11 protein-coding genes are annotated in these 11,090 nt (G+C 25.1%); 6 read left to right on the plus strand and 5 right to left on the minus strand.

What is annotated here, in order from left to right; all coding sequences use genetic code 11:
- Window positions 1–13 precede the first annotated feature (13 nt).
- The 3 genes from ACYQ44_RS07490 to ACYQ44_RS07500 all read left to right on the plus strand — a co-directional run bounded on the left by ACYQ44_RS07490 (window position 14) and on the right by ACYQ44_RS07500 (window position 4,377).
- Window positions 14–1,006 (plus strand): ABC transporter substrate-binding protein, encoded by a 993-nt coding sequence (locus ACYQ44_RS07490; protein ID WP_459996369.1) that lies wholly within the window; start codon window positions 14–16, stop codon window positions 1,004–1,006.
- Between the two features lie 61 nt (window positions 1,007–1,067).
- On the plus strand, window positions 1,068–3,266 hold the full coding sequence (locus ACYQ44_RS07495; RefSeq protein WP_459996370.1) for an ABC transporter permease: 2,199 nt from the start codon (window positions 1,068–1,070) through the stop codon (window positions 3,264–3,266).
- A 13-nt stretch (window positions 3,267–3,279) separates the two neighbouring features.
- A complete protein-coding gene (locus ACYQ44_RS07500; protein WP_459996371.1) occupies window positions 3,280–4,377 on the plus strand; it encodes an ABC transporter ATP-binding protein in 1,098 nt (365 codons plus the stop codon).
- A gap of 72 nt (window positions 4,378–4,449) precedes the next feature.
- On the opposite strand, the gene ACYQ44_RS07505 is transcribed toward ACYQ44_RS07500, so the two are convergent.
- Window positions 4,450–4,737 (minus strand): hypothetical protein, encoded by a 288-nt coding sequence (locus ACYQ44_RS07505; protein ID WP_459996372.1) that lies wholly within the window; start codon window positions 4,735–4,737, stop codon window positions 4,450–4,452.
- Window positions 4,738–4,915: 178 nt separating this feature from the next.
- Between ACYQ44_RS07505 and ACYQ44_RS07510 the strand changes: the two genes are divergently transcribed.
- Window positions 4,916–5,560: a 4Fe-4S binding protein gene (locus ACYQ44_RS07510; protein WP_459996373.1), complete on the plus strand. Its 645-nt coding sequence runs from the start codon at window positions 4,916–4,918 to the stop codon at window positions 5,558–5,560.
- Between the two features lie 26 nt (window positions 5,561–5,586).
- On the opposite strand, the gene ACYQ44_RS07515 is transcribed toward ACYQ44_RS07510, so the two are convergent.
- Window positions 5,587–6,780, minus strand: a complete 1,194-nt coding sequence (locus tag ACYQ44_RS07515) for an FprA family A-type flavoprotein (protein WP_459996374.1) — start codon at window positions 6,778–6,780, stop codon at window positions 5,587–5,589.
- Between the two features lie 232 nt (window positions 6,781–7,012).
- Between ACYQ44_RS07515 and ACYQ44_RS07520 the strand changes: the two genes are divergently transcribed.
- Window positions 7,013–7,291, plus strand: a complete 279-nt coding sequence (locus ACYQ44_RS07520; RefSeq protein WP_459996375.1) for a hypothetical protein — start codon at window positions 7,013–7,015, stop codon at window positions 7,289–7,291.
- Between the two features lie 36 nt (window positions 7,292–7,327).
- Here ACYQ44_RS07520 and ACYQ44_RS07525 read toward each other — a convergent pair whose 3' ends face one another.
- Window positions 7,328–8,227 carry a DHH family phosphoesterase gene (locus tag ACYQ44_RS07525; protein WP_459996376.1) on the minus strand — a complete coding sequence of 300 codons (900 nt, stop codon included), beginning with the start codon at window positions 8,225–8,227 and terminating at the stop codon, window positions 7,328–7,330.
- Between the two features lie 71 nt (window positions 8,228–8,298).
- Between ACYQ44_RS07525 and ACYQ44_RS07530 the strand changes: the two genes are divergently transcribed.
- Complete coding sequence (locus ACYQ44_RS07530) at window positions 8,299–8,997, plus strand: class I SAM-dependent methyltransferase (protein ID WP_459996377.1); 699 nt, start codon at window positions 8,299–8,301, stop codon at window positions 8,995–8,997.
- Window positions 8,998–9,019: 22 nt separating this feature from the next.
- Here ACYQ44_RS07530 and ACYQ44_RS07535 read toward each other — a convergent pair whose 3' ends face one another.
- Together ACYQ44_RS07535 and ACYQ44_RS07540 are read right to left on the minus strand one after the other, a co-directional pair.
- Window positions 9,020–9,922: an MBL fold metallo-hydrolase gene (locus ACYQ44_RS07535; protein WP_459996378.1), complete on the minus strand. Its 903-nt coding sequence runs from the start codon at window positions 9,920–9,922 to the stop codon at window positions 9,020–9,022.
- Between the two features lie 240 nt (window positions 9,923–10,162).
- The coding region (locus ACYQ44_RS07540; protein WP_459996379.1) for an IS3 family transposase at window positions 10,163–11,090 on the minus strand (928 nt) is incomplete at its 5' end.

Below are 11,090 nucleotides of genomic sequence, written 5' to 3' on the forward strand. Positions count from 1 at the left end.
TGGGGGTGTTATTATGAAAAGGTTATTATTCGTATTGGCATTGTTAATGGTAGGTATTTTAGCATTTTCGGCTGGAGAGGTAGTAAAAGCATATACGACTTTAGAGGAACCTCTTGCTAAAGAATTATTCGATAAATTTGAAGAAGAAACCGGAATTAAAGTAGAATGGGTTAGATTATCAACAGGTGAAACAGTAGCTAGATTAGAAGCAGAAAGAGAAAATCCTCAAGCATCTATATGGGTAGGTGGCGTTGGATTGGGACACGTGGAAGCAAAACAAAAAGGATTAACTACACCTTATAAATCACCTTTAGCACAATATACGCCTGCACAATTTAGAGATCCTGAAAATTATTGGATAGGTTTATATATTGGTGTATTAGCTTTTGCAACAAATGAAGAAAGAGCAAAGGAATTAGGTTTAGAAGCACCAAAAGGATGGTTTGACATTATTGATTCTAAATATGAAAAATTAGTTAGAGTTGCAAATCCTAATACTTCTGGTACTGCATATAATGTTATAACAACAGTATTACACATGTTTCATGAAGATGAAGAATTAACTTTTATGTTTTTACATCAATTAGATGATAGTATTGACCAATATACAAAATCTGGTTCAGCTGGTGGAAAACAAGCTGCTATAGGGGAAATCCCATTTGCTATTGGATATGCACATGATTTATTTAAATTAATAGCAAATGGAGCACCATTGAAAGTTACAGTTCCTATGGAAGGGACAGGTTTTGAATTAGCTTCAATGTCATTAATTAAGAATGGTCCAAATCCAGTTAATGCGAAGAAGTTGTATAACTGGATGTTAGGGAAAGAGCCTCAAGCAATGATAGCTGAATGGTTTGTTTTACCTGTTTCAAAAATAGCTCCTAAAGATAAAGCTCCGTTAAATATTGATGAATTAAGAATTGTAAATCAAGATTTTGTTTGGGATGCAGCAAATAGAGAAAGATTAGTTGAAAGATGGAATAAAGAAATTGGTGCAAAATAATATTGTTAAAAATATGGCGGCATAATGCCGCCTATTAAAATACAAACAGGAGTTGAATTATATGTTTACAAAAAAAAAGATTTTGTACTTTTTAATTTTGATGATTTTTATAATAGGACTTGATTTTTGGGTTTTTTCTAGTATAAAAGATTCATTTAATAAAGTTTTAAATGATAATCTTTTAAAAACAAGTCAGATATTATCTAAATCTATTTCCTTAATTAAAAATAATTATAATTCATGGATAGAAAAAACAGAAAATGAAAATGACAATTTAAGAATAATATATATAAATGGACTTCCTGATTTTTTTGATACTAAGGATTATTATGTTAATAAAGAATTTTATGACTTTTATAAAGGAAATTTAAAATCAGAAGATTTTAAAAAAGGTATAGAAAGTGCAGAATATAGTGAAGTTTATTTTTCCAAAATGGATTATGAATTAAATAATTCAAAATATAGAATTATTTTTTCACCTGTTTTAAATGATGAATATGATGTACTTGGAATAGCGATTATTTTTTTTCAAATGGATGAATATATGAAGTTTTATAAATTAATGAATATCTTCATGTATTCAATTATAATCATTTTTATATTGATATATGGAATTATAAACTTTACCAGAGACCCTGTAATGAGTTTTATCATTTTAATAATATTTTCTATAGTTGCAGTTTTTACAGCTTATCCATTGTTTGAAGCTTTTAGACTAACATTTATTAAAAATGGTGAATATTCTCTTGAAATTTGGAAGAAAATTTTTACAACTAAACAATATTTAAGTGCATTTTGGGGAAGTATTAAATTGGGGATTTCAACTGCAACATTATCTACTATGGTTGGTTTTTTATTTGCATTTGTACTTACGAGAACATCTATCAAAGGGAAAAAATTTTTTAGTACTATGGCTACATTACCTGTTATTTCACCACCATTTTCTCTCACATTATCGATTTTATTACTATTTGGAAATAATGGGTTAATTACAAAAAAAATATTTGGATTAGAACATTTTAGTATATATGGGTTAACAGGATTAACATTGGTACAAACAATGGGGATGTTTCCAATTGCTTATTTAACTATGGTTGGTATTTTACATTCTATAGATTCAACTTTAGAAGATGCTGCTTTAGATCTTAATGCTTCTAAATTAAAAACTTTTTTAACAGTTACATTGCCACTTTCCTTGCCAGGTATTTTAAGTGCTTGGTTATTGGTGTTTACAAACTCGTTAGCCGATTTTGCAAATCCTTTAATACTATCAGGAAATTATAGAGTTTTATCTGTTGAAGCATATTTAGAAGTTACAGGTATGAATAGGCTTGGGAACGGTGCAGCTCTTTCAATATTATTATTATTACCAACTATAACAGCATTTTTGGTTCAAAGATTTTGGGTTTCACGAAAATCTTTTGTTACTGTAACAGGAAAACCTTCACCTAGAATTACAGAACTTGTATCAAAACCATTGAAAATAACTTTGATTACATTAATGGTGTTTATAATAGTGTTTTTAATATCTTTATACGGTACAATTGTTGCTGGTTGTTTTGTTAAAAATTGGGGAATTGATTACACATTTACCTTAGAAAATATTAAAGAAGCTCTTCAAAGAGGGAAAGATGCAATTACTGATACTGTTACTCTAGCTACTGCAGCAACTCCAATAGCAGGCATATTAGCTATGATGACAGCATTAATATTAGTAAGAAAGAAATTTATTGGAAAAAGAATATTTGAAATATTAATAATGGCACCATTTGCAATTCCAGGTACTCTAATTGGTATTAGCTATATTTTAGCCTTTAATAAAGCACCATTAATACTTGTAGGTACTGGAACAATAATAGTCATTAATTATGTTATTAGAGAATTGCCAGTTGGGGTTGAAGGCGGTGTAGCGGCTTTAAGACAAGTTGACCCTTCTATTGAAGAAGCTGCACAAGATTTAGGAGCAGATGTGCCAACAGTGTTTAAAACCATTGTATTACCTTTATTAAGACCAGCCTTTATTTCAAGTTTATCCTATACTTTTGTTAGATCTATGACAGCTGTAAGTGCTGTTATATTCTTAATATCAGCAAAGTGGTATCACATAACAGTTTTAATTTATAATTTCTCAGAAAACTTAAGATTTGGTTTAGCAAGCGTTTTAGCTACAACATTAATAATAATAGTTCTTTTAGCTTTTGGAGTAATGAGATTGTTAGTTAGGGAAAGCGAAACATTAGAAAAATCAGTTTCTCAATGAGGGGTGGATGTAAATGACTAAAAAACAAGTATCTTTACGACTAGAAAATGTTACAAAAATATTTTTAGATAAAAAATATAATACAGAGGTTATTGCTGTAAATAATTCAAATTTTGAGATAAAACCTGGAGAGTTAGTTACCCTATTAGGACCTTCAGGATGTGGAAAAACAACCACTTTAAGAATGGTTGCAGGATTTGAAATGCCAACAAAAGGTAAAATATATATTGGAAATAGGGATATAACTTTTTTACCTCCTAATAAAAGAGATACTGCAACTGTTTTTCAAAGTTATGGTTTATTTCCACATATGACAGTATTTGATAATGTTGCGTATGGCCTTAAATTAAGAAAATTATCTAAAAAAGAAATAAGCGAAAGAGTATTAAATACATTAGATATGGTTGGATTAAAAGATTTAGCTAATAGAGCACCTTCAAGATTATCAGGAGGTCAACAACAAAGAGTTGCACTTGCAAGATCTATTATTGTGGAACCTTCGATATTATTATTAGATGAACCATTATCAAATTTAGATGCTCTATTACGAGAGCAAATGAGAATAGAAATTAGAAGAATTCAAAAATCATTAGGAATAACTGCTATATATGTAACTCATGATAGAGTAGAAGCTATGAGTTTATCTGATAGAATAATTGTAATGAAAGATGGAAGAATTATCCAAATTGGAACGCCTAACGAAATATATGAAAATCCAAATTCTAAATTTGTTGCAGGTTTTGTTGGAAAGGTTGCTTTTTTTGATGTTGAAGTAAAAGATATATTAGAGGGCAAATGTATTGTTGATTTTTTAGGAAAAACTTTAAATATTACTAAATATGAACCTGATGTAAAAATAGGAAAGGGTAATGTTTTAATGGCAAGACCGGAATCATTAATACTAAAAGATAAAAATGAAGGTTTAATAAATGGAAAAGTAAAAATAAATGTTTATCTAGGAAATAGTGTAGAATCTTTTATAGAAACAAATTTTGGGGAAATTATGGTTCAAATAGATAATCCTTCATTAAAAAAAATTTATCCTGAAGGTAATGAAATATCTATTGACGTAGTACCAGAATTATGTAAAATATTAAAAAATGATAATTAAAAATTTTTTATACCTATTTTTTATTATTAAACATTTATTAAGGGTGTTAGTTTAACTAACGCCCTTTATATTTTAAAATGGAATTGTAGAAAATTTATTTCCATTATAGAAAATTTTGTATGATATAACTTTATAATATTTTTCAAATTTAATTGCAACACCTTCAATTGTAATTTTTTGTTTTGGAGATAAGACGCCAGTATGCCTAGAATTAAGCATTGTTTTATAAATGTTATTAAATCCATCTTTGATATATATATAAAATAGATATTTAGAATTATTTACTTTTTCAATTTTTTCTATTATTCCTGTTATTATATCAAGTTTTTTGTTTTTTGTGGAATTTTCAATATTTTTCATTATGCTCACCTCACTATTTATATTATTTATACAAATAATATAACGAATTACTTAAAAAAAACTTAGAATATACTTAAAATATACTTAGAAAATATAAATATTTTATGTGATTTTGATCACGTTTATTATTATGTTCAAAAGGTAAAATATTTATAAAAAGAAAACATGAGGTGATTTTATGAAAAGAAAAATAACTTTAAAAATAGTTTTTATGCAAATAGTAGAAATTTTATTTCTTATTTTGTTTTTTACCCTTTTAAAAAATCATATTTTAGTAAAATGGATTTTTATATTTATTGCAGGACTATTACTTTCGACTATTGTTGGGAGATTTTATTGTGGTTGGGTATGCCCAATGAATACAATATTTAAACCATTAGCTTTTATCTATCAGAAATTAAAAATAAAAAGATTTAAAACGCCAAAATTTTTAAAATCAATATTCATAAGATATATTTTATTATTTTTATTTATAGCGTTATTTATAACAACTAAAGTACTGAAAATAAATATAAATATTTTATTGTATATTGTTGGTATTTCAACTTTGGTTACATTGTTTTTTGAAGAAGAATTATGGCATAAATATCTGTGTCCATATGGTACAATACTTCATTTAACTTCTAAAAATCCTTTAATAAAATTAACTATAAATGAAGATAAATGTATAGGATGTGGGTTGTGTCAACAAGTATGTCCAACAAATACAATAATTACACTTGATAATAATAAAAGAAAGATTATAAATCAAGAATGTTTAATGTGTTTTGAATGTCAAAGAATATGTCCAGTAAATGCAATATCATTAAAAATAACGCCTTGACTTTGATCAAGGCGTTATAAAAAATATTAATTTTCTTTTATTCGCTTTGCCATTTCTTTAGCTAATTGTCTTAATTTCTCATAATGTTCTTCGTGTGCAGAGAATTGGACCTCAACAGGTTCACAAACTAATTCCCAATTATTCTTTTTAATATATTCTAATATACCCTTTACTCCTCCACCGCTCCAACCATATGTTCCAAAAACTCCAAAAACTCTATTTTTAATACCTTTATGTTCTAAATTTATTAAAAGATTTTCCATTCTTGGAAAAATTCCATTATTATATGTATTAGTCCCAAATAGGACACCTTTAAATCTCCATATTTCATTAATAATAAAAGATTCATGTACTTCTGAAGAATTCATAACTCTAATATTTTTAATTCCTTCATCAGCTAAACATCTTGCAATAAAATCAGCCATTTTCTCAGTATTTCCATACATTGATCCATATGCAATAACTACACCTTCTTCAGTTTCATATTTGCTCCATTTATCATATAATGAAATTATTCTTCCAGGATTCGTTCTCCACACAGGACCATGAGTAGAGGCAATTATTTTTATATCCAATCCAGATAATTTTTTCATTGCTCTTTGAACCATTGGTCCAAATTTACCTACAATATTAGAATAATATCTTCTTATTTCATTTTCATAATACTCTATATCAACTTCATCATCAAATACACCACCATCTAAAGTTCCAAAACCTCCAAAAGCGTCACCAGCAAATAAGATTTTTTCAGTTTCATCATAAGTCATCATTGTTTCTGGCCAATGCACCATAGGAGTTAAGTAAAATTTTAATTTATGTTTACCAAGATCTATTTCGTCTCCATCTTTTATTTCATATAAATTTGATTCAATACCATATAATGCTTTTAGAAATTCAAAAGTCTTTTTATTACCAACAATTTTTACGTTAGGATAAGCTTTTAAAATATCAGATATTGAGCCTGAATGATCAGGTTCCATATGGTTGATAATTAAATAATCCAACTTTTTACCATTTAAAATATTATTTAATTTTTCCAAAAAAATATGAGTTTTTGTAGTTTTTACAGTGTCAAATAAAGCTGTTTTTTCATCATCAATAATATAAGAATTATACGTTACACCTTTTGGTAACGGCCACATATTTTCAAATAAATGAGTGTCCCTATCATTTACTCCAATATAATATACAGTATCAGTAATATTTAATACATTGTCCATTTTAATCCCTCCTATTTGAAATAATTTCATTATTAAAATTATAGCATCAAAATTAAATAATAAAATTAAATAATTGTAAAGTTTGATTGTAAAAAAAATCACTCAATATTCTTATATATTTTTAAGCTAAAGTAAAAATAATATTAATTTTTTATTTTATTAAATCGTAATTTTATTGTAAGGTTATAAAAATATGATATAATATAATTAATATTAAATTATAGGTGATATTATGGACACTAGGAAAATTTTAAAAAATATATTTAATTCAAATATTGATGAATTAAAATTCAATAATAAATTAAAAAAAGTCCATTCTCTACCTAAAGAGAAAATTAAATATTTTGCAGATAATAATAAATGTGAATACTATTGTACAAGCGATGGGAAAATATATATTAAAGATAGAAATGAATTATATCTATATAATGATTTTCATATTGATACCATAGACAATATTGATAAAATAATTCAAGAAAGAAAAAAAAATTTATTTAATAAAGATTATTAGATTTCTATAATCGTGAAAAATAATAACCTTAAAAAATCATTGAATATTATATTTTGATAATTCTTTAATAATTAAATTATAGTCAAAAAAATCTATCCATATTCCATGTTTTCTTTTTATTTTTAGTTTTCTTTGTATAGGAACTAATATTTTATGGTAAATTTTCTGAACATGAATCTTTTTTACTTGTAATTTTATTCCTAAAGGTAAAATCCCTATAGATACATCAATATTTAACACATTAAATATACTATCTAAAAATGCTTGATATAAATTTATATTCTCAAATTCCCCAATACTAACCTTTAAGTTATTTATCCAATAAATTTTTATATTTGATAAAGTATCAAAAAAAATATTTTCCTCTATACTCTTCGAATATATTATATTTAATATGTCTTCAAAATTATGCTTTCCTATAAATTTAGAAAAATATTTAAATTCATTACTTCTTGCTGTCCTTAACATCAAAGTATCAGTATATAATGCAATTGAAAATGACATGAGTATTTTTTCATCAAGATCAATTAAATTCTGGATTGATAAATCGTATAAATTAATAACATTTGCACTCATAGGATTAATATAATACATATAAGCATTTTTAACAAATGACTTTTCCGCATTTGGATGATGATCAAAAACAATATATTTTTTATTATTTAAACTCAAAAAATTTATATCCTCGGTATTCGAGGTATCATATATAAAATAATAATCATAATAATCAAAATTTATTATATTATTTTTATTTAGCTGTAAATACTCAATTACACCTTCTGCGCTTCTTAATTCAGGGGTAGGTATATAATAATCACCGCCAAATATATTTATTCCCCAATATACAGAAGCAATCCCATCACAATCTGAATGGTAATGTGTTGTGTGTAATATCCTTTTATCTTTAATAAAATTTGATATTTTTTTTATATTCATAATATCTCCCCTTTATATCATACCATGATATAATAGAAATAAATAAAATAAATTCTGAACAGAGGTGTATCATGGAAAAAAAATTAAAGAGAAATTATGATAAATTAGCTATACATTATGCTGAAGATGTTGATACAAAATCCTTTAATGCATATTATGAACGTCCTTCAATGATAAAAATTATTGATAATGTTAAAGGTTTAAAAGTTTTGGATGCTGGTTGTGGAGCGGGATTTTATACTGAATGGTTGATAAATAATAGCGCAAAAGAAATTGTAGGTATTGATTTCTCAAGTAAAATGGTAGAATATGCAAAAACAAGAATAGAAAATAAAGGAAAAATTATAGAAGCTAATTTAAATAAAAAATTACCTTTTGAAGATAATTACTTTGATATGATAATTTCATCTTTAACATTACATTATGTAAAAGATCTAAATTTTACATTAAATGAATTCCGTAGAATATTAAAAAATAATGGAAAATTAATATTTTCAATTCATCATCCAATTATGACATATTTGTATTTTAGTTTAGATAATTATTTTGAAGAAGTGCTATTGGAAGATAAAATAAATAAAGTACCTGTATATTATTATCATAGATCTTTAAATGACATTTTTGCTGCTTTATATAAAAATAATTTTATCATTGAAAGAGTGGTAGAACCAAAACCAATAAAAAAGTTCAAAGAACAAGATGAAAAAAACTATAAAAAGTTATTAAAAAAACCTCATTTTATAATTTTTAAAACTATACAACTAAAATAAACTTAGCTTGAAAAAACTAAGTTTACTTTAGTTTCCAAAAAATAGTATTGTTCTTTATAATTGTTTCAATCTTTTTTTCATCATGCAAATAACTTAAAAAAGCCATTATTGTAGTGTTATATAAATAATATAAAGTTGCATTGGTTATATTTAATGAATAAGAATAAAGCAAATATGAAATGATTTTTTCCGAACTTTTTTCTGAAATTAAAAAATCAAGAATTTTGTTTTCTATTTCTTCGATTCTCATAAAATTCAAAGTTGCTAATTCTTTTATATTGGTTATTAATTCACTATGTGAGGGTAAGTAGTAACTATAATTACTGTCTTTTAGTTTTAATAATGTTTGCTTAGTATTTTTAATATTTACATTTACAGGAATTTTATGTTTTTCTAATAATTTTTCTGAAATTAATGAATCGCCACAAAAAAGAATATTTTCAAATAACACACCTTTTTGAAATTCAGTATGTCCATCTAAAGAGATCAAATCTATTTTGTTACGTTCTATAAATAGAGATGAATTCTCTTTTTCTATAATATCAGTAACTTTAGATGGTTTGGCAAGTAGAAATTTATTTCTTAAATCTTTAAACGGATACGCTCCAGAATAAATAAAATAGGGTAAATATAAAGGTGCTTCCAACATACTCATTTCTTCTCTCAAAGCAAAAATTCTAACTTCTGGTATATGTTTTTGAATAAAATGATTACCTCCAATATGGTCAGCATGCATATGTGTATTTATTATATATCTTATTGTATAGCCATTTTCTTTTAATGTTTTTATTATTCTTCTCCCTTTTGAATCGTCACTTCCGCTATCTACAATTAACACATCATTAGATTCATTGATTTTTATAATTCCAATATTGGTAGTATCTTCAATATATAAAACATTATCAGTAATTCTATGTAATCTCATAATATACCCCTTTCATAAGTAATAAATATTTATACTATCGATATTTGTAAAAATGTTAGATTCAAATAATTCAACCCTTTTTTAATATTAATGTTGTAAAATTAGTTAAAATATTTATTATGTTTTATATTATATCATATTAGTATTTGCATGAGATTAAATTTTTATATTACATATTATTATAAAAAATAATCGATATATAAAAATTGTAAATGGTAAAATAAGAAAGCGGCTTGACCCCTAAAAAATAGACAAAAAATAAGAAAAACTCATTTTTTTACAGAAACAAAAAAAATCAGAAAAATCATAAGAAGAAATAAAATCATTAAAAAGATTAAAAACATAATCTGGAGTAAGATACTTTAAAGAACCATGAGGTCTAAGGTGATTATAAAAATAAATATAGGAAATATAATAATTATAAACATCATTGATATCGTTAAAAGTAATATATTCAACAAATTCTCTTTGAACAGAAGAATGAAATGATTCAATAAAAGCTTGAGAATTGGGGTTATTTTTGTATCCAAATTCATGAATAATATTAAGTTCATTCATAAATATATCAGTAATGTTAGCTTTGAATTGAGGGCCATTATCAGTTCTAATAATCAAATTTTTGGGAGTAGCATTTCTAAATTTAATAGCTTGTTTAACAGTATTGATAAAATCTTTAGCTTTAATAGAGTTTCCAATATAAACACCAACAATTGATCTATCAAAAGCGTCAATAATACTTAGAATACCAACAAAACCATTAGCCTTAGTAAAAACAAATTTAATATCAGCTTCCCAATATTGATTAGGACTTGAAATATCATGATTTCTAGGTCTTTTTCTAGGATGTTTTGAATGACGATGATAATTTCGAGTTAAATTAAGTTCCTTTCTTAATCTATAAATTTTTTTGTGATTAATAATAATACCGTATTTTTGTTTAAAAACTATAGAAAGCTTCTTTGATCCCAGAGTTTTGTAAAAAAACTCTGGGTTAGAAGGATCGTCAATTAATAACAAATCAATAAGCAATCTTTTAATATGTTCATCATAAACTTTTTCACCATTAGTATTCAAGGAATAACCTTTAAAATATGATCTTTTTGATAATTTGGAATTATTATTAACAATAAAAAATAATTTGAATTTAGAATAAAAAGTAGAACGTTTA

The organism is Marinitoga arctica, assembly GCF_054657315.1.